General features: G+C 65.6%; 20 protein-coding genes and 2 pseudogenes. 21 read left to right on the plus strand and 1 reads right to left on the minus strand.

The annotated features are described in order from the left end of the window. Window positions 1-4 precede the first annotated feature (4 nt). The 20 genes from tilS (at window position 5) to CZ338_RS06695 (ending at window position 22,051) form a co-directional block, all read left to right on the plus strand. The gene (gene tilS / locus CZ338_RS06600; RefSeq protein ID WP_087117480.1) at window positions 5-988 is read left to right on the plus strand and encodes a tRNA lysidine(34) synthetase TilS; all 984 of its coding nucleotides are present in this window, start codon (window positions 5-7) and stop codon (window positions 986-988) included. Window positions 989-1,317: 329 nt separating this feature from the next. Further along, window positions 1,318-1,974: a hypoxanthine phosphoribosyltransferase gene (gene hpt, locus CZ338_RS06605; protein ID WP_087117481.1), complete on the plus strand. Its 657-nt coding sequence runs from the start codon at window positions 1,318-1,320 to the stop codon at window positions 1,972-1,974. 133 nt (window positions 1,975-2,107) lie between these two features. Next, on the plus strand, window positions 2,108-4,603 hold the full coding sequence (ftsH, locus tag CZ338_RS06610) for an ATP-dependent zinc metalloprotease FtsH (RefSeq protein ID WP_087117482.1): 2,496 nt from the start codon (window positions 2,108-2,110) through the stop codon (window positions 4,601-4,603). After that, on the plus strand, window positions 4,596-5,204 hold the full coding sequence (gene folE, locus CZ338_RS06615; RefSeq protein WP_087117483.1) for a GTP cyclohydrolase I FolE: 609 nt from the start codon (window positions 4,596-4,598) through the stop codon (window positions 5,202-5,204). Before ftsH ends, folE begins: the two co-directional genes overlap by 8 nt. Before the next feature lie 2 nt (window positions 5,205-5,206). Further along, the gene (gene folP, locus CZ338_RS06620) at window positions 5,207-6,076 is read left to right on the plus strand and encodes a dihydropteroate synthase (RefSeq protein WP_087117484.1); all 870 of its coding nucleotides are present in this window, start codon (window positions 5,207-5,209) and stop codon (window positions 6,074-6,076) included. Next, window positions 6,077-6,484 carry a dihydroneopterin aldolase gene (folB, locus tag CZ338_RS06625; protein ID WP_087117485.1) on the plus strand — a complete coding sequence of 136 codons (408 nt, stop codon included), beginning with the start codon at window positions 6,077-6,079 and terminating at the stop codon, window positions 6,482-6,484. Between the two features lie 9 nt (window positions 6,485-6,493). Then, window positions 6,494-6,964 (plus strand): 2-amino-4-hydroxy-6-hydroxymethyldihydropteridine diphosphokinase, encoded by a 471-nt coding sequence (folK, locus tag CZ338_RS06630; RefSeq protein ID WP_087117486.1) that lies wholly within the window; start codon window positions 6,494-6,496, stop codon window positions 6,962-6,964. Next, complete coding sequence (locus tag CZ338_RS06635; RefSeq protein ID WP_087117487.1) at window positions 6,961-7,428, plus strand: DUF3180 domain-containing protein; 468 nt, start codon at window positions 6,961-6,963, stop codon at window positions 7,426-7,428. The genes folK and CZ338_RS06635 overlap by 4 nt, the downstream gene beginning before the upstream one ends. Window positions 7,429-7,522: 94 nt before the next feature. Beyond that, the gene (locus tag CZ338_RS11130) at window positions 7,523-8,320 is read left to right on the plus strand and encodes a DUF6779 domain-containing protein (protein ID WP_456236330.1); all 798 of its coding nucleotides are present in this window, start codon (window positions 7,523-7,525) and stop codon (window positions 8,318-8,320) included. Continuing rightward, window positions 8,320-8,970: a hypothetical protein gene (locus CZ338_RS06645; RefSeq protein WP_087117489.1), complete on the plus strand. Its 651-nt coding sequence runs from the start codon at window positions 8,320-8,322 to the stop codon at window positions 8,968-8,970. Before CZ338_RS11130 ends, CZ338_RS06645 begins: the two co-directional genes overlap by 1 nt. A gap of 32 nt (window positions 8,971-9,002) precedes the next feature. Next, window positions 9,003-9,806 (plus strand): pantoate--beta-alanine ligase, encoded by an 804-nt coding sequence (locus tag CZ338_RS06650; protein WP_087117490.1) that lies wholly within the window; start codon window positions 9,003-9,005, stop codon window positions 9,804-9,806. A 92-nt stretch (window positions 9,807-9,898) separates the two neighbouring features. Continuing rightward, window positions 9,899-11,041, plus strand: a complete 1,143-nt coding sequence (locus CZ338_RS06655) for a hypothetical protein (protein ID WP_087117491.1) — start codon at window positions 9,899-9,901, stop codon at window positions 11,039-11,041. Further along, entirely contained in the window at window positions 11,034-11,666 is a 633-nt protein-coding gene (locus CZ338_RS06660) for a hypothetical protein (protein WP_087117492.1), read from the plus strand. The genes CZ338_RS06655 and CZ338_RS06660 overlap by 8 nt, the downstream gene beginning before the upstream one ends. Window positions 11,667-11,691: 25 nt before the next feature. Continuing rightward, window positions 11,692-13,230, plus strand: a complete 1,539-nt coding sequence (gene lysS / locus CZ338_RS06665) for a lysine--tRNA ligase (protein ID WP_087117493.1) — start codon at window positions 11,692-11,694, stop codon at window positions 13,228-13,230. 128 nt (window positions 13,231-13,358) lie between these two features. After that, on the plus strand, window positions 13,359-14,303 hold the full coding sequence (locus CZ338_RS06670) for a hypothetical protein (protein WP_087117494.1): 945 nt from the start codon (window positions 13,359-13,361) through the stop codon (window positions 14,301-14,303). An 89-nt stretch (window positions 14,304-14,392) separates the two neighbouring features. Then, the gene (locus CZ338_RS06675; protein ID WP_087117495.1) at window positions 14,393-14,884 is read left to right on the plus strand and encodes a TM2 domain-containing protein; all 492 of its coding nucleotides are present in this window, start codon (window positions 14,393-14,395) and stop codon (window positions 14,882-14,884) included. A 345-nt stretch (window positions 14,885-15,229) separates the two neighbouring features. After that, a complete protein-coding gene (locus CZ338_RS06680; RefSeq protein WP_087117496.1) occupies window positions 15,230-17,413 on the plus strand; it encodes a glucose PTS transporter subunit IIA in 2,184 nt (727 codons plus the stop codon). Window positions 17,414-17,636: 223 nt separating this feature from the next. Beyond that, window positions 17,637-18,671 (plus strand): PRD domain-containing protein, encoded by a 1,035-nt coding sequence (locus CZ338_RS06685; RefSeq protein ID WP_087117497.1) that lies wholly within the window; start codon window positions 17,637-17,639, stop codon window positions 18,669-18,671. After that, window positions 18,664-20,352 carry a phosphoenolpyruvate--protein phosphotransferase gene (gene ptsP / locus CZ338_RS06690; RefSeq protein ID WP_087117498.1) on the plus strand — a complete coding sequence of 563 codons (1,689 nt, stop codon included), beginning with the start codon at window positions 18,664-18,666 and terminating at the stop codon, window positions 20,350-20,352. Before CZ338_RS06685 ends, ptsP (CZ338_RS06690) begins: the two co-directional genes overlap by 8 nt. A gap of 460 nt (window positions 20,353-20,812) precedes the next feature. Then, window positions 20,813-22,051: an IS256 family transposase gene (locus tag CZ338_RS06695; protein ID WP_204211789.1), complete on the plus strand. Its 1,239-nt coding sequence runs from the start codon at window positions 20,813-20,815 to the stop codon at window positions 22,049-22,051. Window positions 22,052-22,136: 85 nt separating this feature from the next. On the opposite strand, the pseudogene CZ338_RS11385 reads toward CZ338_RS06695, so the two are convergent. Next, a pseudogene (locus CZ338_RS11385) lies at window positions 22,137-22,286 on the minus strand (integrase core domain-containing protein); the annotation flags it as partial. Between CZ338_RS11385 and ptsP (CZ338_RS06700) the strand changes: the two are divergent. Continuing rightward, window positions 22,287-23,663 (plus strand): annotated as a pseudogene (gene ptsP, locus CZ338_RS06700) (phosphoenolpyruvate--protein phosphotransferase); the annotation flags it as partial. It lies immediately after the preceding pseudogene. Window positions 23,664-23,874: the final 211 nt, after the last annotated feature.

The raw sequence follows: 23,874 nt of genomic DNA on the forward strand, positions 1-23,874 counted from the left end.
CGCCATGCCGCAGACACCGTTCTGGCCGCGCCACTCACCGCATTTTCTCGCTTGTCGGCACCCCCTTCGCCCCCTCATCGCCCCTGCCCTCATCGGGCTCTCCGGGGGCCCCGACTCTCTCGCACTCGTCGCTGCTGCGGCCGCTGAAGGCAAAGACGTGCGGGCTCTGGTTGTGGATCATGGGCTGCAGAGTGGCTCAGGGGACGTCGCAAAGCGGGCCGCTGTGCAGGCGCGCGCCTTCGGTGTTCCCGCTGACGTTGTCCGCGTGGATGTTGACGCCGCGCCGGGTGAGAGCCTCGAAGCCGCCGCCCGGACTGCCCGTTACGCTGCTCTTGGTCGTGCCGCTTTCGCTGACTCGTGCGGCGCACCGCGGGACATCTGGGTCGCCCACACCCTCGACGACCAGGCGGAGACTCTCATCCTTGGTGCCTTGCGCGGAAATCCTGCCGGCATGGCCCCGGTTTCCCCTTTGGAGGCGGGGCCGCGTCTAGTCCGTCCTTTCCTGTCCGTCCGTCGCTCGGACACCGTCGGTGCATGCGCTGAGCTGGGCCTCGATCCCTGGCACGACCCGATGAACGATGACCCCGCTTACCGTCGCGTCGCAGTCCGTAAGGGTGTCATACCCCAGCTGAGCGACCTCATCGGCGGCGATGCTGTCCCTGCGCTCGCTCGTGCAGCGGACCGTATTGCCGCAGATCACGAGCTCCTGGCCAACCTTGTCGACCTGAGCCCCAGCAATGATTGCGCTTCATTGGCCGCTGACCCGGCGCCGGTCCGCCAGCGTCGCATACTTGTTTGGTTGCGCGAAGAGGGGAAGCGCTCATTCGGTTCGCCGCTGTCGGTTAGTGGTAGTCAACTCGCCGATGTCGAGCGCCTCTGTACCGACTGGCACGGTCAGGGGCCGGTGGCTATTGGCGGTGGGTGCAGCGTGGCCCGAGTCGATGGCCGGCTGATGCGGCTGTCAGGAGACGGGCGTTTTTTGGGCTAGTTCAGACGGTTACCCCGAGACCTGAGTAGATCCATTCGAGTTCCGAGTTACTCTGGCCACACCGAAAACATTTGAAATGGGGGTTTGCAGAGTGAATTCATACGCATCTAGTGGCTCCGCTGATTCAGGGATGCTTCGTGGCCAGTTGGCCCGACAATATGAGCAGGCCTTCATCGAGGGGGACGGCAGCGATGACCAGAAATTCTGGGATCAGTTTAGCGCTGACGGGATCTCTGGGGACGAGGCGTGGTGAGCTGCACTTCGCGTTGGAGTGAGACAAGAGGGGGCAGGGGAGCCGCGCATGAGCGAACTTCTGGCAAGATGGCCGTATGGCTGAAGGAACGAGGCTGAGCGAAAGTAAAGATTTCGATGTCCCCGCGCACCGCTACGGCGACGACGTGGAAGCGATTCTCATCTCGGAAGATGAGCTGAAAGAGCGCATCCAGGAGATGGCGGACAAGGTCTCCGAGCTGTACCGCGACGCGGAAAATGACCTCATTCTGGTGTGCGTGCTCAAGGGCGCGGTGTACTTCCTCACCGACTTCGCGCGTGCACTGTCCATCCCATCCCAGGTGGAGTTCATGGCCGTGTCCAGCTACGGCAACTCGACGACGAGCTCGGGTGTCGTTCGCATCATGAAGGACCTGGACAAGGAGATTTCCGGCCGCGACGTGCTCGTGGTGGAGGACATCATCGACTCTGGCCTGACGCTGTCTTGGCTGATGAAGAACCTGTCCGGGCGCCAGCCGAAGAGCCTCAACGTGATCACGCTGCTGCGCAAACCTGAGGTGCAGACGGCGAAGATCGACCTGCTGGACGTCGGCTTCGACATCCCCAACGAGTTCGTCATCGGCTACGGGCTCGATTACGCCGAGCGTTACCGCGACCTGCCGTACGTGGGCACCCTGCACCCGCGCGTGTACTCCGAAGCTGGCGAGAAGCCGGTGCCGTCGCGGAATGAGGGACCGGAGAGCGTCGAAATCTAGCACGGCGGGCAGCTGGTCCTCGCGCGTACTCGTATCCCGCGCGTACTCGTATCCACTGCCGCGGGGCCAATTTGCCACAGTGGGTAGGCTGTAGGGACTACAACTTCCGGCTAATCACCCATAACAGGACTAGATGAATAACAAGACTGTCGCGCGCTACGGCATCATCGGTGCCGTCCTTTTGATTCTGCTGTACCTGGTCACTTTGATCGGGGACGATTCGCGCAATTACGCCGAGGTGGATACCTCGGTGGCCCTGCAACAGCTGGCCGACAAGAACGTCGAGGAAGCACAGATCGACGACCGTGAACAGCGCGTCCGCCTGACGCTGCGCGAGCCGATCACCGTTGAGGAACGCGAGGGGATCGAGGAGATCCAAGCGCAGTACCCGGCACGCACCACCCCGGACATCTTCAACGCGGTGAAGGGTGCGGAAGCGGATTCCTACACCACGAACGTGACGCAGGAGTCCTTCCTGATGTCCATGCTCGGGTTCATGCTGCCGATGCTGCTGATCTTCGGCCTCATCTCCTTCTTCATGTACCGCATGCAGTCCGGCGGGGGCATGTTCGGCATCGGCGGATCCCGCGCGAAGAAGCTGACCAAAGACATGCCCACGAACACGTTCGCGGACGTGGCCGGCGCGGATGAAGCGGTGGATGAGCTGCAGGAGATCAAGGACTTCCTGCAGGACCCGGAGATCTACGAGCAGCTGGGCGCGAAGATCCCGCGTGGCGTGCTGCTGTACGGTCCGCCCGGCACCGGTAAGACGCTGCTCGCCCGCGCTGTCGCCGGTGAAGCGGGCGTGCCGTTCTACTCCATCTCCGGTTCGGACTTTGTGGAGATGTTCGTGGGTGTCGGTGCCTCTCGTGTCCGCGACCTGTTCAAGCAGGCGCGCGAGAACAGCCCGTGCATCATCTTCGTCGACGAGATCGATGCTGTGGGCCGCCAGCGCGGCTCCGGCACCGGCGGCGGCCACGACGAGCGCGAGCAGACCTTGAACCAGCTGCTGGTGGAGATGGACGGCTTCGGTGACCGCGAGGGCGTCATCCTCATCGCGGCCACGAACCGCCCGGACATTCTTGACCCTGCGTTGCTGCGCCCGGGCCGCTTCGACCGCCAGATCCCGGTGACCAACCCGGACCTGGCCGGCCGTGAGAAGATCCTCGCCGTGCACGCGAAAGGCAAGCCGTTGGGGCCAGACGTGGATTTGAAGTCCCTGGCCAAGCGCACCGCAGGCATGTCCGGCGCGGACCTGGCCAATGTGCTCAATGAGGCTGCTCTGCTCACCGCCCGTATCGGCGGCAACGTGATCACCGCGGACGCGCTCGAGGAAGCGTCGGATCGCGTGATCGGTGGTCCGCGCCGCTCGTCGAAAGTCATCTCCGAGAAGGAAAAGAAGGTCACCGCGTACCACGAGGGTGGCCACACACTCGCGGCGTGGGCGCTCAAGGATATTGAGCGCGTGTACAAGGTCACTATCCTCGCCCGCGGGCGCACCGGCGGCCACGCCATGACGGCGGCCGAGGACGACAAGGGCATGTACAACCGCGACGAGCTCTTCGCCCGCCTCGTCTTCGCCATGGGCGGTCGCGCGGCGGAGGAGCTCGTCTTTGGCGAGCCGACTACGGGTGCCTCCGCGGACATCGAGCAAGCCACCAAGATCGCGCGCGGCATGGTCATGGAGTACGGCATGAGCTCGGCGCTCGGCACCGTCAAGTACGGCGACGAGGACGGCGACCCCTTCGCCCGCGCCATGGGCGGCGGCAGCCTCGATTACTCGCCGGCCGTCGCCGAGACCATCGACCGCGAGGTGCACGAGCTTATCGACGCCGCCCATCAGCGCGCCTACTCCATCCTCGCCGAGAACCGCGACTACCTGGATACTCTCGCCTCCAAGCTGCTGGAGAAGGAGACGCTGCGCCGCGGCGACCTCGAGGCCATCTTCGGCGGCATTGACCCGCAGGGTTCGGGTCTGGACCTCGTGGACGCCCGCTTCCCCCGCCAGCCCGGCCGCGAGCCAGTGAAGACCCCGGTGGAGCTGGCCGAGGAGCGCGGTGAAGAACCGCCGAAGAAGTTCTCCCTGCTGGAAGCCTCCCAGCAGGCACGCGCCCGCCGCCAAGCCCAGCGCGAAGCCACGATGAACCAGCAATGGGTGCCGCAAGGTCAGCCGGGTCCCGCCAAGCCATCGCAGCAGTCCCAGCCGCGGTACGACGGCCCGCAGCCGCCCGTCGACTGGTCCTTCTCCGGCGACGGCCGGGCACAGCACCAGCCCGCACCGCAGCAGCCAGTCCAACCCTCCACAGGCCAGCCGAACCAGAATCAATGGCAGCACCCGGGCCAGGCACAGTATCCGGTGCAGCCGGGACAGCCGAATCAGCCGGTGGCACCGGCTCCGACTCCGGAGACTGAGATCATCGGCTTCCGCCTGCCGGAGAATGAGCAGCCGGACCACGTGTGGGACGACCGCGCCGGCGATAAGGACGCGGAGCAAGCGCCGAGCGCTGATGCTTCGGGTGTCGCGGAGCCGAGCCCGCGTGAGGGCGACGCACTGACCGAGCAGTTGCCCCGCCCGGAGACCCAGCAGAACCCGTCCGAACCGCGCCACAGGAGGCCCGACAATGAGTGATCTGGAGAAGCTGGACAAGCTGGAGACAGTGCGCCCCTCGTTTGACCGTGAGCGCGCCGAGGCCGCCGTGCGTGAGCTGCTGCTCGCTGTGGGGGAGGACCCGGACCGGGAAGGTCTGCGCGAGACCCCGGCACGCGTGGCGCGGGCGTACGAGGAGGTCTTCGCGGGCCTGCACACGGACCCGACGACGGTGCTGGAGAAGACCTTCGCGGAGAACCACGAGGAGCTCGTGCTCGTGCGCGATGTGCCCATCTACTCCACGTGCGAGCACCACCTCGTGCCGTTCTACGGAGTGGCACACATCGGGTACATCCCGGGCGAGGACGGCCACGTCACCGGCCTGTCCAAGCTGGCGCGCCTGGCGGACATGTACGCCAAACGGCCGCAGGTGCAGGAGAGGTTGACCAGTCAGATTGCGGACGCGCTCGTCGATAAGCTGCATGCCCAATCGGTGATCGTGGTGATCGAATGCGAGCACCTGTGCATGGCCATGCGGGGCATCCGGAAGCCAGGCGCGACGACAACGACGTCGGCTGTGCGCGGCGGATTCAAACGCAACGCTGCCTCCCGCGCGGAGGTATTGAGCCTGATCAGGGGGTAAAAATGGTCACCGTCGCAGATTTGACGCCGCCCGGGCGCACGATGGTCATGGGCATTCTCAACGTCACGGAGGACAGTTTCTCCGACGGCGGGAAGTGGCTCGACCGCGATACTGCCATTGCGCACGCGAAAGAGCTCGTGGCGCAGGGCGCGGACATGATCGACGTCGGGGCGGAATCCACGCGGCCGGGCGCAACGCGTGTGGACACCGCTGTGGAGGCCGAGCGCGTGCGCCCCGTGATCGAGGCGCTGCACGCGGAAGGAATCCGCACATCGGTGGACACGATGCGCGCGTCGACGGCGCGCGTTGCGGCCGAGGCCGGTGTGGACATGATCAATGATGTCTCCGGTGGTCTCGCCGACCCGGACATGTACGCCGTGATGGCGGAGACCGGCCTGCCGGTGTGCCTCATGCACTGGCGCACCGTGCAGAACGCGGAGTTCGGCGACGCAGCCGGTTCCGCGGACCACGGCGGCGATGTCGTGCGCGATGTGCGTGAGACCCTCGCCAGATTGACGGACAACGCTGTGAAAGCTGGGGTGGAGCACTCGCAGATCGTGCTGGACCCGGGCCTCGGTTTTGCCAAGACCGCCGCCGATAACTGGGCGCTGCTTCAGGCGCTTCCGGAATTCATTGCTGGTGATCTGCCGGTTCTCGTCGGAGCTTCCCGCAAGCGCTTCCTCACCGAGATCCGCGCGAACCGGGGACTAGAGGCGAACCCGTCGCTGGCGGACCCCGCCACCGCCGCCGTCACTGCTGTCAGCGCGCACCTCGGTGCGTGGGGTGTGCGCGTGCACGAGGTGGATGTCTCGCGCGACGCTGTCGATGTCGCCGCGGCATGGCGTCTCGGCGCCGAGTACGGGGAGGCGTAAATGGCCGACCGCATCCAGCTCACCGGCATCCGCGTCCACGCGGGCCACGGCGTCCTGCCGCACGAGGCGGAGTACGGTCAGCCGTTCATCGTGGACATCACCGCGTGGCTGGACTTCGCCGATGCCGCGCGCGACGACGACCTGACTAAGACCGTCAACTACGCCGAGCTGGCCCAGCTCGCCGCCGACACCGTCGCGGGCACGCGCCGACAGCTGGTGGAGACCGTGGCCACCGACATCGCTGAACAGGCCATGGCCACGTTCGGGCAGCTCCATGCCGTGGAGGTCACCGTCCACAAGCCGCACGCGCCAGTGGGGCTCGTGCTCGACGATGTCGCGGTCACCGCCCGCCGCTCCCACAAGACAGCTGCCGGCCCGGCACGAGTGGCTGCTAACCCGACTAACTAGGAGCAACTCATGCGTGCTGTACTGTCCACCGGGTCGAATATGGAGGACTCCCGCGCGCACCTCGCAGCGGTGGAGGAGGAGTTCGCGGACGAGCTCATCGCAACGTCCACGGTGTACCGCACCGCCCCGTGGGGCGGGGTGGACCAGGACGACTTTTTCAACCAGATCCTCATTGTGGACGTGACCGAGTCCCCGCACGAACTGCTCGCGCGGTGCCAGCGGTTGGAGCAGGAGGCACACCGCGTTCGGGACATTCGGTGGGGGCCGCGGACGCTGGACGTGGACATTGTGGCGCTTTACTCCGACAACGGGGAGGAGATCACCGTGGACACTCCGGATCTCACCGTCCCGCATCCCCGGGCGCACGAGCGGGCCTTTGTGCTCGTGCCGTGGCTCGAGGTGGATGGGGCGGCACGGTTGGGGGGAGGGGGCGTCGATAAGCTGGCTTCCGCTCTTGATGATGAGGTGACGCCCGCATGAACCGCACGAACGTGACTGCCCTGGTGGGGGCGGCCGGATTCTTTGCCGCGGCTGCTCTTATTCTGGTGCGCCGGTTCTATGGCGCGTGGCAGACGATCTCCCCGCTGTGGTCGTTGCCGCTGTGGGCCGTCGCGGCGCTGTGTGTGTTTCTGGCAGTGATGGTGCGGCGCCGGCGCGAGGAAGGGCGCGTGGGGCTGGACCGCTCGCAGATCAACCCGATGATGATGGCTAATTTCATGGTCATCGGCAAAGCCAGCGCCTGGTCGGGCGCGATCCTGGGCGGCTGGTTCCTCGGCCTGGCGGTGTGGGTGCTGCCGCGGATCAGCATGCTCGCCGCGGCCGAAGCGGACGTGCCCGGGGTCATAGCCGGGGCGCTCGGCGGGGCCGCCTTGGCCGTGGCTGGAGTGGTGCTTGAACGCTCCTGCGAGGTGTCGCCACCAGCTGAAGGTGAATCTGCGGGTTAGAGTATTGGGCATGACTGCGGAAAATCGGTCGCGCGACGGCGGCAACGTGTGGATGATCGTCCTGATCGCATTGGCTCTCATTGCCACGGTGATCATGCTGTTCAGCGACTCCGCAGTGTGGCTGCAAGTCGCCCTCCTCGCCGCCCTGTGGGCCGCGATCTGCGGGTTCTTGCTGGTCAGCCGTACCCGTAACGACCGTGACCGTCTGCGCGCCGAGGCCGAGTCCCGCGAGCGCGAGTACCAGGCTGAGCTTGAAGCACTCCGCGCGCGTAGCGACGCAGACCGGTACGCCCTTGAAGCCGCCCGCGCCGGCGAAGGCCTGCCCCCGGCCGTGGATGTGGAGGTGCTCCGCGAGATTCGCGCCGAGCTGGCCACCCTCCGTGCGCAGCTCGAGGATCTCTCCGGCCGCGAGTTCGGCTACGAGCCCGCCGCACTCCAGGCTGAAGCCCGCCGCGTGAAGGAGATCGAGGCCCGCGCAAGCCGTGTCGCCCCGGCCGCTGAATCCGAAGCGCCGCAGCCTGCCGCACCTTCTGTGCGGCAACCTCAGGCCCAGCCGGCCCGCGCCCCGCAGCAGCAGGCACCGAAGCCCCAGCCGCCGCAGCCCGTCGCGCACCCTCGCCCCGAGCCGGCCGCGCAGAAGAACCCGCTTGAGCAGCGCCNTGAGCGCCAGCAGCGGGAGGCTCAAGAACGCCGCCAGCGTGAGGAGCGCGAGCGTGCGGAGCATGAACGCCGCCAGCGTGAGGAGCAGGCTCAGCGCGCACGCGAGGAAGAGGCCCGCCGCGCGGAGGAAGCACAGGAGCAAGAGAGCCGCGGCCGCCGCCGCGCGGACGAGAACCGCGACGGTGCATTGAGCGTCGCTGAGTTGCTGGCACGCAGCAAGAAGGGCCAGTAGTGCACGCACCGCGCCTGCAGGTGTGGGCCTCTCACGGCAGCACACTCGCCGACGAGCTCGCGCGCGTGGGGCATGCGGTCACCGTCGACGCGCCCGTCGCAGAGGCGGCGAATAATGATCTGTTGCTTATCGACGGCAACGACCCCTCCCACACCCCCGCCCTCATCACAGCGTTGGAACCGCACGTCCGGCACGGCCAGATGGTGCTGCACACGCTGCTCGGCGAGGGTGTGCAGCTCCTCGACCCGCTGGAGGTTCACGGTGCGGTGGTGATGGCCGCGCACCACATCTTCGACGACATCTGGGTGACGGCGGCCGCGGACGAGCTGGGGGACGCGACGGTGAGCCTGCTCATCAGCGAGATCGGCGGTAGTCCCATCCCCGTGCACGACGCTCAGCGCCCGGTGCTCATGGCGGCGCAGCGCCTCCGGGCACTGGAGTACGAAGTGCGGCTCGACGCCTACAAGCTGCTCCGCGGCGAGATTCCCGGCATCGAGGTGAAGGCCGACGAATTCCTCTACGGGGCAGAGCGGCCCTACCTCTACCCGCAAAGCCCGGAAGCGATTGAAACAATGCGCTCCGCAATCGCAGACCCCGAAGCGCGGGAGCTGTATGAGGGGTTGGAGAGGCGAGCGGGGAGGCGTCGATAAGCGCAGTGCCCGTGCGCCGTACGCTGGAGCCCATGAGTTTCGAACCTGGGAAGGCAGTGGTGGTCACGGACGCCGCGCAGCTGGCCACGTACGGCCGCGCGTTCCGCAAGACCGGCAAGCGTGTTGTGCTCGTGCCGCTGGGGCGCGGGCTGCATGCGGGGCACATCTCGCTGATCCGAGCGGCGAAATCGCTGCTCGGCGGTGTGGTCATGGTGACGTTCAGCGGCGACGAGGTCCCGGAGGACTTCGCGCGCGAGGGTGTCGATGTCGTCTTCCACGGCGACCTGCACACACCCGTCCGCGTCGTGCCGGAGCTCGACCACTTGGAGGATCCCGCCGCGATTGCTGAAGCCGTCACGCGCACGATCGCCGCGATCAACGCCACGCACGCGACCGATGTCGTGGTGGGGGAGAAGGACTTCGAGGAGCTGGTCGCCCTCCAGCAGGCGGTGACGGGGCTGCGCATGGAGGTGCAGCTGCACAGCCTGCCCACTGTCCGCGCGGGCAACGGAGTGGCCATGTCGCTGCGCAACGCCGATGTGCCCGAGGAGCACCGCGATGCCGCGCTCGCTTTGTCCGCTGCGCTGACCGCCGGCGCGCACGCCGCGGAGCACGGCCCCGAGATAGTCCTGGACACCGCGCGCGGGGTCCTTCGCGCCGCGGGCATTGAGCCGGACTACCTGGCCCTGCGGTCACTCGGCTTCGGCGAGGCACCCGCCGTCGGTGACGCGCGTCTGCTGGCCGCCGCGACGTTCGGCACCGTGCGGCTCACCGACAACGTGGGGGTCCCCGTCGGCATCGGCTTCAAGAACATGGGTGAACAGCCCGAGCCTTAAAATTGTCTGCACGCTATGTTTAATGCAGCAGATTGTTCGTCACGCCCGGCCGCGCCCCGGCCGACGCAGAAGGACCAATAAGGACCACCGCTTTGGCACACCACAATTTCTACGACTCGCTCGGACTGGACCGCGGCAAGGACGCGGAGGCGCTGGGCAGGGAGATCGATCAGCGTCTCCAATCGCAGGAGCTTAGCGACGCCGCTCGCGACGAACTCCAAGTCGCCCGCCGTATCCTGGGCGATCCCGGCCGCCGGAAGGTCTACGACACGCGTCTGGATGATCCGTCGGCGCCCACTATCGATGTCCGCGCGCTGCGTCAGATGGCGTCTGCTGAGCCTGGCCCTGCATCGACGCCCGTGTCCGCTCCGGGAAACTCTGCGGCGCCGTCCTCTGCCCCCTCGGCGGCGCCGAAGCGCAAGAAGCCGAAGCAGTACTTCCCGGACACCGACCCGAATGCGGAAGCAGTGAGCCCTACTCAGGGTGCCGCGCCGGGGTGGGCGCCGGGTAGCTTCCCCACCACAACGAATATCCCCGTCTATCAGGGACCTCCGAGCGGCGCTTACACCAGCCAGGGCCCGGGAATCGGGCAGGGGCAGAACCCGAGCCAGTACGGTTTCCAGAGCCACAATCCCGGCCAGCCGCACTACAGCTACCCGGCGCAGCAGGCTGCCCCGGCACCCCAGCAGACACCAGCTGAAGCACCGCAGCCAACGGAGACCAGCACTGACGCAGCGGCGGAGAAAAAGGGAGCTTCACCGTGGCTCATCGCGGCGATCGCACTGGTGCTGGCAGGCATCGGCATCGGCGGCTGGTGGCTGTGGGACAACCGCGGCACCGAGTGGGACGCGGCGGAGCAGGAGATGGCGGACACGTTCCCGCAAATCATCTCTGAGAAGGACGGCCAGCGCGGCTGGCTGGGCATGAAGTGCACCTCCATGCCGATCCACGACAGCGAAGAGGCCCGCATCCGTTGCTCCGACAAGGAGCTCGGAGTGAGCATCATCGACTACGGCTCCGTAGCCAATCGCGACGCACAGCTGCCGGAGGGGGATGCGGAAGTCATCGGCAACAACGTCTGCTCCGCGGACTCCTACAAGATGGAGGGCGTGACTCCGCCGGCGTACCGCATCGCGCCGAAAGGATCGGATGCCCAGTACCTCCTTGTCGTCAACGGCGGAGAGGCGGAGAGCAAGCGCATGTACTTGAATCTCTGCGAGAAGTCCCGTGATTAAAGGGTGGCTGCGGACCAGGCGCGCTTCTAGGGTTGCCGCTGTCTCCGCCACCGCGGCGGTGGCGGCCCTGACACTCACCGGGTGCTCCGGCAACCTGGAGGAGACCCAGGAGCCGGTGCTGGAGACGTTGTCGCGGGTAAGCGAAAGCTCGCAAGCAACGGAGACCGTGACATCTGTGACCTCAACAACGCGTGCGGCGGACCGCCCCGTGAATCCGGCTGATTACGAGCGCGCCGGGATGAGCATTTTCACCTACGACATCGGCTCGCACACCGGCACCTGCGCGATCAGCCCGCACGGGGTGACATGCCAGGGCGCCACGCCTAGCGACGCCCCGATGGTCACCGCCGTCCCCCTTCCCCCGCGCAAGGCTGACGCCATCTACGCGGGGACCGACGGCATGCACTTCACCGTGTTCGAGGGTGTCGGCCCGAGCCAGGGTGACCTGAAGCCCGGACAATCGATCCGTGTGAACGAGAATTTCTGCTCCTACCCGGATGATGAGACGCTGCGGTGCTCCTCCGGAGATTCCATGAGCTACACCATCTCGGGGCGCGACGGCACCATCACCCCGCACGGCCGTGTCGACGACCCGCCTGTGTGGACCCTTCCGGACTATTGGTGACCGGAAGCGACTACGGTAGAACACCGTGACTACCCAGGACCTTTCAGAGCAGCAACAGATTCGCCGCGCAAAGCGCGAAAAACTCCTCGAACAGGGCAAGGAGGCGTATCCGGTTGAGGTGGACCGGACGACGTCGTTAAGCGATCTGCGCAAAAAGTACTCCGTTGTGGAATCGGGCGCTGACGGGGTGACCACCCTCGAAGCTGGCCAGGAGACGCAGGATGAGGTCGCGGTCGCCGGCCGCATCATGTTCCAGCGCAATACCGGCAAGCTCTGCTTTGCCACCCTGCAGGAGGGCGACGGCACCCAGCTGCAGGTCATGCTGTCCCTCGCTGAGGTCGGGGAAGAGGCCCTCGCGGACTGGAAGGCCGACACCGACTTAGGCGACATCGTCTCCGTGCGCGGCCGTGTCATCGCCTCCAAACGCGGCGAGCTGTCCGTCATGGCGAAGTCCTGGCACATGGCGTCCAAGGCCCTGCGTCCGCTGCCCGTCGCCTTCGCCGACATGAACGAGGAGCAGCGCGTCCGCTACCGCTACACCGACCTGATCATGCGCGAGGACGCGCGGAAGAACGCCCTCACCCGCATCAAAGTCATTGCCGCTCTGCGCAAGTACCTCACGGGCCTGGACTTCGTCGAGGTGGAGACGCCGATGCTGCAGACCCTCCACGGCGGTGCCGCCGCGCGCCCCTTCGAGACCCACTCCAACGCCCTCGACATCGACCTGTACCTGCGCATCGCGCCGGAGCTCTACCTCAAGCGCTGCGTCGTCGGCGGCATCGAGCGCGTCTTTGAGATCAACCGCAACTTCCGCAACGAGGGCGTGGACAGCTCCCACAGCCCGGAATTCACCATGATGGAGACCTACCAGGCGTGGGGCACCTACAAGGAAGGCGCCGAAACCATCAAGGGAGCCGTGCAATTCTGCGCGCAGGAAGTCTTCGGGTCCACCACCGTCACGCTTGCCGACGGCACCTCCTACGACCTCGGCGGCGAATGGCAAGTCCTGGAAATGTACCCGTCCCTCAATGAAGCGCTGGCGCGCAAATTCCCCGGCCAGCCCGAGGTGACCATCGACTCCACGGTCGAGGAGCTCAAGGACATCGCCGCTGTCATCGGCCTCAAGGTTCCGGAGAACGCCGGCTGGGGCCACGGTAAGCTCGTCGAGGAGATTTGGGAAGAACTCTGCTCCGACCAGCTCTATGAGCCGACCTTTGTGATCAACTTCCCGGTCGAGACCTCCCCGCTCACCCGCGACCACCGCTCCAAGCCCCGCGTCACCGAGAAGTGGGACCTCTACGTCCGCGGCTTCGAGCTCGCCACCGGCTACTCCGAGCTCGTCGACCCCGTCATTCAGCGTGAGCGCTTCGAAGACCAAGCCCGTCTCGCCGCCAACGGCGACGACGAAGCCATGGTCCTCGACGAGGACTTCCTCGCCGCCATGGAACAGGGCATGCCCCCCACCGCCGGTACCGGCATGGGCATCGACCGCCTGCTCATGGCCCTGACGGGCCTGGGCATCCGCGAGACCGTCCTCTTCCCGATGGTGCGCCCCGAAGCGTAGCTTCTCAGGTCCGGTCCTACCTCCCTCAGCCGGCGGTCAGTGGGGTGTTCGCCCCACTTCGGGCTGCCTTTTCCTCGCGGCGCGTCCGTAACAGCCCCGCCGCGGGTGCTGCACGATATGGTCAATGCATGCGCGCATTTTCCCGAACCGTTGCCAGCATTCTCGCCGTGCTCACTCTCGCCGGAGGTGCCACTGCCTGCTCCCGCGGCAATCTCGATGAGCCCAACATGTCGTCCGTTTCTGCCACCGCGGATGCCGATGCTAACGCAGACGACAAAGACAAAGATGATTCCGACGAGAAATCCGAGCCCAAGAAGGCGAAAGCTGATTGCTCTGATGAGGCATTCGACAAGAGCTTCGATGAATCCGCATTTGGGTGGTACCACGAAGGGTGTGAAGGGGACTTCGTTGTGGTCGGGCCAGGTAGCTCTGACGTGTACTGGCTCGCTCAGTGGGATGGCTCGAAGTGGAATAAGATCAAATCCGACGAAGTGGTGGAGCCGAAGGACGGCAAGGCCTTTGGATGCTTCAATGAGTCGACGGTCAACCGACTCGGCGTTGGCCCGAAGATCAAGTCACAGCTGTACAGCTGCGAGACGCACAAGCATTTCGGTGACGGTTCGGGTTCCAAGAAGAAAGAGTCCTCCGATGATGGCGGGTACTCCTACGACCGGGTGAAGGACGACGACGGCTACATCACCAACGTGGGCCTCGGAGAAGCAGGGCAAGAGGCATCGTACCCGGCCTGCGACGGTCGGTACATCCTGATCGTGGATTCGATCATCGCAACCGGCGGCGACCAAGACACCTTCAACAGACTCGCCCAAGGCGTGCTCACCGGAAGCCCGTCCGGTAAGGAATTCACGGTCCCCGGCCAGTGCGACTCACTGCGCAAGAGCGTCCACGGCAACGACATCTACCCGATCTACGTTGACTTCGGCTCCGACAAAGCAGCAGCGTGCCGCGCCAAATCAACGTACGGCGGCAACGTGCGCCCGCTTATCAACGGCTCCTTCGACGACGCCTCCTCCCAAGACGTCGACGACGCCCGTATGGCCCTCGACCCCTGCTAAACCGCGCTGGGATTTGAACATCTCGCGCCAAACTGAACTGCACGATACAGTCTCTACTTGACCGCTGATCCATTGAAAGGACCCACCCCATGAGCACCTCTTGGCAGGGCAACTCCCACGGCCAGCAATACGACAAAGACGGTCTGCCCGTGAACAATCCCGGTGCAGGCTCCAACAACTACTATGCTGCATTCGCCCAGCCGCAGAACCAGCAGTACGCTCAGCCGCATCAGCAGCCGCAGGCACAGCCGAACTACGGCCAGCCGCAGCCCCAGTACGGCCAGGTTCAGCCCTACAACCAGTTCCAGCAGCAGCCGATGGGTGCCCCGAAGAACAAGATCGTCGCGGCGTTGCTGTTCTTCTTCCTCGGTGAGCTGGGTATCGGTAACTTCTACATGGGTCAGACCAACCTCGGTATCGCGAAGCTGGTTCTGTTCTTCATCGGTATGTTGACGATGATTATTTTCCTCGGCTTTTTCATCCTCGGTGCGCTGTGGCTCTGGTCGCTGGTTGAGATGGTCATGGTCCTCACCGGTGCCGGCGGTTACGACCGTGACTCTAACGGTGTGCCGCTGCAGTAACCCACCTGAGTAACCCGCCTGGCCGCGGCCTAGCCGCGCGGCCGCTTAAGTCCTGAATCCTCCATCCGGGTTACCCCCGAAAGTGGAAGCGCGCCGGCCCCGTTTTTCCGGGGTTCGCGCCCCACGGGGGTAGACTGAGAACGGAACATACCTACAGGGTTGTTACCCGCACGCTGATGCGGGGCAAGACCTGGGCGTTTAACGCGCCCGGGTCTTTTTTCGTGCCGTCAGCACCGTGTGAGCCGGTGTCAGAGCAACGGAAAACCGCAGGTGCGCTGAGCTGCACGGCACGAAAGCGTCGCGCAGCGGCGGGTAGCAACCGGGACACAGCGAAAGGAGCTGAACATGACCACGGCACACGGCAACGGTGCGGGGGCCGCCGCGGGCGGAGCTGCACCGACCACGTCGGTGGCGCAGGAGATCCTTGACGGGATCGGCGGCGCGGACAACGTCGTCTCCCTGACACACTGCGCGACGCGGTTGAGGTTTGAATTGGGGGACGGGGGAGTCGTCGATAAGCAAAAGCTTGAGGCGATCCCGAAGGTGATGGGCGCTGTCCCGCAGGCGGGTAACCGCTACCAGGTGATCATCGGCGGCGACGTCGCGGATGTGTACAACGACATCAAGTCGCTGCCCGCCATGAAGAACCGTACGGCGAAGTCCAATGACGATGTCAAGGCAGAGCAGCGCGCGAAGGCGCAGGGCCGCTTCCCGTGGCTGGACACGTTCTTCGAGTACCTGTCGGACTCCTTCCGCCCGATCCTCGGCGTGCTGCTGGGTGCGTCGCTGATCATCGCGTTCACCGCGGTCCTCGACGCGTTCAACATCGTCGACTTCCGTGCCGACGTGAAGAGCCCGGGCTGGCAGTTTGTCGACGCCATGTGGCGTTCCGTGTTCTACTTCCTGCCCGTCGCCGTGGCATACAACGCGGGCAAGAAGCTCCGGATCGACCCGTGGGTGCCAGCCGCCATCATGCTGGCGCTGTTCACCCCTGAATTCATCGGTCTGGCCGACCACCCGGATGTGCGCGTCATCGACAACGCCGTGCTAGGCACCCAGACGAACATGATCGACATCTTCGGCCTTCCGCTCGTGCTCAACGACTACGGCGGGAACGTCTTCGTCCCGCTCATCATGGCCGCCATCGCCGCGCTTGTGTACAAGGGTCTGCAGAAGATCATCCCGTCGTCCGTGCACATGGTCTTCGTGCCGTTCCTGACGCTGCTGATCATGATCCCGGTCACCGCCCTGATCATTGGCCCGTTTGGCTACCTCCTCGGCGCATGGATCGGCTCCGGCCTGGCATGGCTCAACGGCAACGCACCGTTCCTCTTCGCCATCCTGATCCCGATGCTCTACCCGTTCCTCGTGCCGCTCGGCCTGCACTGGCCGCTGAACGCACTGATGCTGGTGAACATCAACACCCTCGGCTACGACTTCATCCAGGGCCCCATGGGCGCGTGGAACTTCGCCTGCTTCGGTGCCACCGCCGCCGTCCTGGCCATCTCGCTGCGCGACCGTGACCCGATCATGCGCCAGACCTCCGGCTCTGCGCTTGCCGCCGGCCTCCTTGGCGGCATCTCCGAGCCGTCCCTCTACGGCATTCACCTGCGCTACAAGAAGATCTACCCGCGCATGCTGGTCGGTTGCTTCGCCGGTGGCCTGACCATCGCCATCCTGGGCACCCCGTTTGGCGGCGTGAAGACGAACGCCTTCGTGTTCACCTCCATCCCCACCGTCTTCGTCTTCGACCCGATGTGGGTGTACCTGATCGCCATCACCGTCGCGTTCCTCACCTCTTTCTTCATCATCTTCCTCACCGATTACCGCACGCCGGAGGAGAAGGAAGAAGCGCTTGAGCGCGCACGTCTCGCCCGCGAAGGGAAAGAGGAAGAGCTTATCGACGCCACCTTGGCCCCCTCCACCTCCCCCGAAACCGCTGACTCCGCTCCGGAACCCGTTGCAGCTCCCGCCGCCGCTGGTGCCGCCGCTGCAGGTGTGGCCACCGCGGCTCCGGCCACCGCAGCTCCGGCCGCCGCTGCCGATTCCGCTGATACGGCCGGTGCTGAGGCGGTGATTGTGGATGTCGCTGCGCCTGTCGCCGGTGAGGTCGTCGCGCAGGAAGCGATCAAGGACCCGGCTTTCGCCGCCGGTGCTCTCGGTCAGGCAGTCGGTGTGATCCCGTCTGACGGCACGATTGTCGCGCCGGTTGCCGGCAAGGTGATCTCGGTGGCCAAGACCGGTCACGCGTACGGCATCAAGACCGATGATGGTGTGGAGATCCTCGTCCACATCGGCATTGACACCGTGCAGATGGACGGAAACGGCTTCACCCCGCGTGTGGAGAAGAAGCAGCGCGTCGAGGTCGGTCAGCCTCTCGCGGACGTCGACTTCGCGGCAGTGGGCGCGGCTGGTTTCGACCCGACCGTGATCACCAGCGTGGTCAACTCCAAGAAGATGGCGCGTATCGACGACATCGCGCCCGGCCACGTCACCCCCGGCCAGTCCCTGCTCCGGGTGACTAAGTAACACCCACTCCAGTACCGCGTGCCCCCGCCAGCCGGTTCCCCAACCGGCTGGCGGGGGCACCGTGCGTTCCGGTCCGCTTCCTTGTTGTCCGACTGCCGAATGCTCTGCGGCTGAATACTCTGCCGCCGAATGCTCTGCGACGCGGCCGAACACTCTGCGGCCGAGCGCTGCTTCGGTAGGCCGCCGCAGACACAAAACTAGGTTAAGCGGTAGAACGGAAAGCATGAAGATCCTGCGCGTGTTCAATAACAACGTGGTTCTTGCGAGCCGCGTGCGCCCGGTTAGGGCGAGCTACACGCCGGGAAACACTGCAGGAGCAGCCGCCGTGGCGGGGCTGGCGGGGAAGTCTGATGACTCGGGCTCTGCGGGGACGGTGAATCCCGCTGTCGAGCAGGTCGTGGTCACTGGACGCGGGGTCGGCTTCGGGGCACACCAGGGTGACGAGGTCGACGAGTCCAAGATCGCCCAGATTTTCGTTCCCGCGGACGGACGCGATCCGGACCACGCCGGCGAAATGATGGCGTTTGTGCCCTATGACACTATGCGGTTGGTCACGGACGCTCTCACCGCGGCAGTCACAACCACAGGGGCGACGGCGAAGCTGCCGGAAAAGCTCACGCTCGTCACGGCGCTCGCGGACCACGTCACCCAAGCACAGGTTCGCGCGGAGCGGCGGGAGACCATCCAGTACCCGCTCGAAGCGGAGGTAGCCAGCCTCTACCCCGACGAGCACGCTCTCGGCCGCGAGCTGCTCCGCGAGATCAACAACCGGCTCGCAGCTGGGGGCCAAAGCACCGGCGATAGGGGCGGTGAGCAGGGAGGGGAGCGCGACGGCGTCGATAAGCGACTGCCCGCGGAAGAAGCCACGGCGCTCGCCCTGCACCTCGTGAACGCGGGGTTCGCCACCGGCGACCTGAGCTACACGTACCAGATGACGGGCGTGATTCAGCAGATGCTGGACGTCATCGGGGCGGAGTGGAAGGTGGGGTTGAGGCAGGCGTCGATAAGCGTGGCGCGCTTCATCACTCATGTCCGCTACCTGTTCGTGCGCATGGCGCGCGGCGAGCAACTCGACCACGCCAGCGACGCTGTGAGCGCCCAGATCGCCCAGGCGTTCCCACAGCACGACAGACTCGCACGTAAGGTGGCGCGTGTTGCCGAGCTGCGGTTCGACCAGACTTTGACTGAAGATGAGATCGCTTACCTGACCTTGCACATCGCCAGGTTGGCGGACACGGAAAGGAATGAGCATGACTGACAGGAAAGTTCTTTACGGCATCGGCGTTTCGGCGGGAACCGCGTCCGGCCCAGCGGCGTTTGTCACGCCGGCGGTGGGCATCGACCACGATGAGCCCGCTTCCGCCGACGTGGAGGTCGACGGCCAGCGGGTGCGCGACGCGCTCGACCAGGTCGCGGCCGGCTTGACGGAGCGCGCGGCGCACGCGACGGACTCCTCGAAGCAGATCCTCGAGGCCACCGCCGCGCTGGCGAAGGACCGCGGGCTGATCAAGGGCATCGACAAGGAGCTCAAGAACGGCAAGGGTGTCACGGCCGCCGTGCACGATGCGGTGGAGGTCTACGCGAAGAAACTGCGCAAGATCGGCGGCTACATGGCCGAGCGCGTCACGGACCTTTACGACATCCGCGACCGCGCCACCGCGCGCCTCCGCGGGCTGCCGGAGCCGGGTGTTCCCGACCTGACGGAACCGTCGGTGCTGGTCGCGCACGATCTCGCCCCCGCAGAGACGGCGACGCTGGACCGCGAGCTCGTCCTCGGCATCGTCACCGAAGCAGGCGGTGCGACGTCCCACACCGCGATCCTCGCCGCGCAGCTCGGCATTCCAGCCGCCGTCAAGGTCACCGGAATCACCGAGACGCTTATCGACGCCACCCCAATCGCCCTCGACGGCGGCGTCGGCGAAGTCATCGTGAACCCGTCCGCCTCCGACGTGGACGAGCTGGAAGAGCGCTCCCGCCGCCGCGCGCGTGCTCTCGCAGGCTCCTCCGGTGAAGGCGCCACGAAGGACGGCCGCAAGGTGAAGCTGCTGGCCAACATCGGCACCGCCGCCGACGCCGCCAGCGCCGCCGCCATGGACCTGGAGGGCTCCGGCCTGTTCCGCACCGAGTTCCTCTTCCTCGACCGCGAGCAGGCCCCGACGGTGGAGGAGCAGACCGAGACCTACACCTCCGTGCTGAAGTCCTTCGGCGAGCGCCGCGTTGTGGTGCGCACTCTCGACGCCGGTGCCGACAAGCCGCTCGCCTTCGCCGACCTGGGCCCCGAGGAGAACCCCGCACTCGGTCAGCGCGGCGTGCGCCTGACCCAAGTGCGCGAAGAACTCATGGACAACCAGCTCGCCGCCCTCGCCGCCGCACGCGAGGCCGTCCCGTCGTCCGACCTGTGGGTCATGGCCCCGATGGTGGCGACGACGGAAGAGGCGCGCTGGTTCGTCGATAAGTGCCGCGCCGTCGGTCTGCCCAAGGCCGGCATCATGGTGGAAACCCCCGCCGCCGCGATCCGCTCCGCGAACGTGCTGTCCATCGCGGACTTCGCGTCCATCGGCACCAACGACCTGTCGCAGTACACCATGGCCGCCGACCGCCTCCAGGGCGAGCTCGCGCCGCTGCTGTCCCCGTGGCAGCCCGCCGTTCTGTCCATGATCCGCGAGACCTGCCGCGGCGGCGACGCCACCGGCAAGCACATCGGTGTCTGCGGCGAGGCCGGCGGCGACCCGCTCATGGCCCTCGTCCTCGTCGGCCTCGGCGTGTCCTCCCTGTCCATGGCGCCGTCCAAGGTCGCCGCTGTCCGCGCAGCCCTCCGGCTTCACGACTTTGAGACCTGCAAGCAGATGGCCAACTACGCCGTCGACGCCTGGAGCGCCAAAGAAGCCCGCGACTCCGCCCTCCGGATCGCCGACCCCGTCCTCCGCGACCTCCTCTAACCGGGTTTATCGGAGCACCCGGGGCTCGGCCTGCCCGGCCTGCCCGGCCTACGCGGTTTGGCTGGTCTGGCCGGATCCAACCCGATCTAGCCGGAGTCAGCTAACCCCAAACTTTCTTGGGGTTCCACGGAACCGCCCCTTTTCGCACGTCAAGGGGCGGTTTTCGTTTTTGATGGAACCGGGGGTTGTGGATAAGTTCGGCGGGGTCGGCAGTTATCCACAGGTTCCGGGCCGTGCCCTTTTGCGTTTCGCTTTGTGGTTTTAGCGTGTGGGGCATGAACACGTTTGACGCTTTTCTCGCTTCTGTTGCGAGCCCTTTGGATGTCCTGGCTGGTTTTGACGGTTGCGTCCCTTAGTGTGGTGTAACGCTTGCTGATGGTGGGCCCTTGAAAATAGTGGGGCGGCCACCGTCAGTAACCTTTCGACTCAACTACCACATCTCACCGAAAGGCACATGACGATGACCGCTGCTCCGCATTCTATCGACCCGACAACCTATCTGGACGATCTGCTCGCCCAAGCGTCGCCAGATCTAATGCGGCAGATGCTGCAAGGGTTTATCAACCAGATCCTCTCCGCCCAGGCCGACACCGTCTGCGGCGCCGAGTACGGTGTTGCTTCCACCGAGCGGGTCAACCACCGCAACGGGTACCGCCACCGCGATCTGGACACCCGCGTCGGCACGATCGATGTGGCAGTGCCGAAGCTACGCCACGGCGCTTTCTTCCCAGACTGGCTGCTCGAGCGACGCTCACGGGCCGAACGGGCCTTATCGACCGTGATCGCGACGTGCTATCTCAAAGGGGTCTCCACCCGCAGAATGAACGATCTGGTGGCAACACTTGGCATTTCCAACATGTCGAAATCGCAAGTCTCACGGATGTCGGAAGAACTCGACGAGATGGTCGCCGATTTCAAAAACCGTCCACTCGATCCCGGTGGGTACGCCTACCTGTCGTGCGATGCGCTGACGATCAAGGTGCGTGAAGGCGGCCGGGTGGTCAAATGCTGCGTGCTGTTGGCCACCGGGGTCAACGCCGACGGCTACCGCGAAATGCTCGGCATGCACGTCGCCACCGCGGAATCCAACGCATCGTGGAAAGGCTTCTTCCAAGACTTAAAAGCCCGCGGACTTCGCGGTGTCTTCCTGATCACCAGTGACGCTCACGAAGGCATCCAGCACGCCATTGCTGAGGTGCTGCCTGATGCGTCGTGGCAGCGGTGCCGCACCCATTTCGCTAAGAACCTCTACGAGCAGGTCCCGAAAACACAGTGGCCGATGGTCTCAGCGATGTTCCAGACGATCTTCCAGCAACCTGACGCGGCATCCACCTGGGGGCAAGCCCATGAGGTCGTTGATCTGTTGGAACCGAAGTTCCCCCAGGTAGCAACGTACTTAGAGGAATCACTCGATGAGGTGTTGGCGTTTACCGCCGCCCCGAAACCAGTTTGGACGAAGGTGTGGTCGAACAATCCCACAGAACGGTTAAACCGGGAGATCCGCCGGCGCACCGATGTTGTGGGTATCTTCCCGAATCGTGAATCCATCATCCGGCTTGTTGGTGCGGTACTTGCAGAGCAACACGACGATTGGATCCAGCAGAAACGCTACATGTCACTATCCGCACTCGAACAGACCAAACACCTCATGCACCGCACAGGAGACGATCATGGTGAGCAGCACCAGCTAACCGCCTAACCAAACCCCGAACTTCATACCGAGCCGAAAGCACGAACGGCTACACCACTACACGGGACTTGAAGCGTCCTGGTTTTTGTTCCGCTTATTTAACGCCCAACGTTTGAGCGTCTGATCGTTGATAGTAGGCGTCCTCCATCTCCTGTGGAGTGATATATCCCAGGGATTGATGAAGTCGCTGGTTGTTCCACCAGTGCACCCAGCGAAGGGTGGCGATCTCGACTTCACCGACCGATNTGCGGTGGAGGTCTACGCGAAGAAACTGCGCAAGATCGGCGGCTACATGGCCGAGCGCGTCACGGACCTTTACGACATCCGCGACCGCGCCACCGCGCGCCTCCGCGGGCTGCCGGAGCCGGGTGTTCCCGACCTGACGGAACCGTCGGTGCTGGTCGCGCACGATCTCGCCCCCGCAGAGACGGCGACGCTGGACCGCGAGCTCGTCCTCGGCATCGTCACCGAAGCAGGCGGTGCGACGTCCCACACCGCGATCCTCGCCGCGCAGCTCGGCATTCCAGCCGCCGTCAAGGTCACCGGAATCACCGAGACGCTTATCGACGCCACCCCAATCGCCCTCGACGGCGGCGTCGGCGAAGTCATCGTGAACCCGTCCGCCTCCGACGTGGACGAGCTGGAAGAGCGCTCCCGCCGCCGCGCGCGTGCTCTCGCAGGCTCCTCCGGTGAAGGCGCCACGAAGGACGGCCGCAAGGTGAAGCTGCTGGCCAACATCGGCACCGCCGCCGACGCCGCCAGCGCCGCCGCCATGGACCTGGAGGGCTCCGGCCTGTTCCGCACCGAGTTCCTCTTCCTCGACCGCGAGCAGGCCCCGACGGTGGAGGAGCAGACCGAGACCTACACCTCCGTGCTGAAGTCCTTCGGCGAGCGCCGCGTTGTGGTGCGCACTCTCGACGCCGGTGCCGACAAGCCGCTCGCCTTCGCCGACCTGGGCCCCGAGGAGAACCCCGCACTCGGTCAGCGCGGCGTGCGCCTGACCCAAGTGCGCGAAGAACTCATGGACAACCAGCTCGCCGCCCTCGCCGCCGCACGCGAGGCCGTCCCGTCGTCCGACCTGTGGGTCATGGCCCCGATGGTGGCGACGACGGAAGAGGCGCGCTGGTTCGTCGATAAGTGCCGCGCCGTCGGTCTGCCCAAGGCCGGCATCATGGTGGAAACCCCCGCCGCCGCGATCCGCTCCGCGAACGTGCTGTCCATCGCGGACTTCGCGTCCATCGGCACCAACGACCTGTCGCAGTACACCATGGCCGCCGACCGCCTCCAGGGCGAGCTCGCGCCGCTGCTGTCCCCGTGGCAGCCCGCCGTTCTGTCCATGATCCGCGAGACCTGCCGCGGCGGCGACGCCACCGGCAAGCACATCGGTGTCTGCGGCGAGGCCGGCGGCGACCCGCTCATGGCCCTCGTCCTCGTCGGCCTCGGCGTGTCCTCCCTGTCCATGGCGCCGTCCAAGGTCGCCGCTGTCCGCGCAGCCCTCCGGCTTCACGACTTTGAGACCTGCAAGCAGATGGCCAACTACGCCGTCGACGCCTGGAGCGCCAAAGAAGCCCGCGACTCCGCCCTCCGGATCGCCGACCCCGTCCTCCGCGACCTCCTCTAACCGGGTTTATCGGAGCACCCGGGGCTCGGCCTGCCCGGCCTGCCCGGCCTACGCGGTTTGGCTGGTCTGGCCGGATCCAACCCGATCTAGCCGGAGTCAGCTAACCCCAAACTTTCTTGGGGTTCCACGGAACCGCCCCTTTTCGCACGTCAAGGGGCGGTTTTCGTTTTTGATGGAACCGGGGGTTGTGGATAAGTTCGGCGGGGTCGGC

It is taken from the genome of Corynebacterium urinipleomorphum (genome assembly GCF_900155535.1).
GTDB lineage: Bacteria > Actinomycetota > Actinomycetes > Mycobacteriales > Mycobacteriaceae > Corynebacterium > Corynebacterium urinipleomorphum.

What these genes read in the sequence shown, in the direction of transcription:
- tilS (WP_087117480.1), top strand. Translation starts at nt 5, where the DNA reads ATGCCGCAGACACCGTTCTGGCCGCGCCACTCACCGCATTTTCTCGCT.
- hpt (WP_087117481.1), top strand. Translation starts at nt 1,318, where the DNA reads ATGGCTGAAGGAACGAGGCTGAGCGAAAGTAAAGATTTCGATGTCCCC.
- ftsH (WP_087117482.1), top strand. Translation starts at nt 2,108, where the DNA reads ATGAATAACAAGACTGTCGCGCGCTACGGCATCATCGGTGCCGTCCTT.
- folE (WP_087117483.1), top strand. Translation starts at nt 4,596, where the DNA reads ATGAGTGATCTGGAGAAGCTGGACAAGCTGGAGACAGTGCGCCCCTCG.
- folP (WP_087117484.1), top strand. Translation starts at nt 5,207, where the DNA reads ATGGTCACCGTCGCAGATTTGACGCCGCCCGGGCGCACGATGGTCATG.
- folB (WP_087117485.1), top strand. Translation starts at nt 6,077, where the DNA reads ATGGCCGACCGCATCCAGCTCACCGGCATCCGCGTCCACGCGGGCCAC.
- folK (WP_087117486.1), top strand. Translation starts at nt 6,494, where the DNA reads ATGCGTGCTGTACTGTCCACCGGGTCGAATATGGAGGACTCCCGCGCG.
- CZ338_RS06635 (WP_087117487.1), top strand. Translation starts at nt 6,961, where the DNA reads ATGAACCGCACGAACGTGACTGCCCTGGTGGGGGCGGCCGGATTCTTT.
- CZ338_RS06650 (WP_087117490.1), top strand. Translation starts at nt 9,003, where the DNA reads ATGAGTTTCGAACCTGGGAAGGCAGTGGTGGTCACGGACGCCGCGCAG.
- CZ338_RS06670 (WP_087117494.1), top strand. Translation starts at nt 13,359, where the DNA reads ATGCGCGCATTTTCCCGAACCGTTGCCAGCATTCTCGCCGTGCTCACT.
- CZ338_RS06675 (WP_087117495.1), top strand. Translation starts at nt 14,393, where the DNA reads ATGAGCACCTCTTGGCAGGGCAACTCCCACGGCCAGCAATACGACAAA.
- CZ338_RS06680 (WP_087117496.1), top strand. Translation starts at nt 15,230, where the DNA reads ATGACCACGGCACACGGCAACGGTGCGGGGGCCGCCGCGGGCGGAGCT.
- CZ338_RS06685 (WP_087117497.1), top strand. Translation starts at nt 17,637, where the DNA reads ATGAAGATCCTGCGCGTGTTCAATAACAACGTGGTTCTTGCGAGCCGC.
- ptsP (WP_087117498.1), top strand. Translation starts at nt 18,664, where the DNA reads ATGACTGACAGGAAAGTTCTTTACGGCATCGGCGTTTCGGCGGGAACC.
- CZ338_RS06695 (WP_204211789.1), top strand. Translation starts at nt 20,813, where the DNA reads ATGACCGCTGCTCCGCATTCTATCGACCCGACAACCTATCTGGACGAT.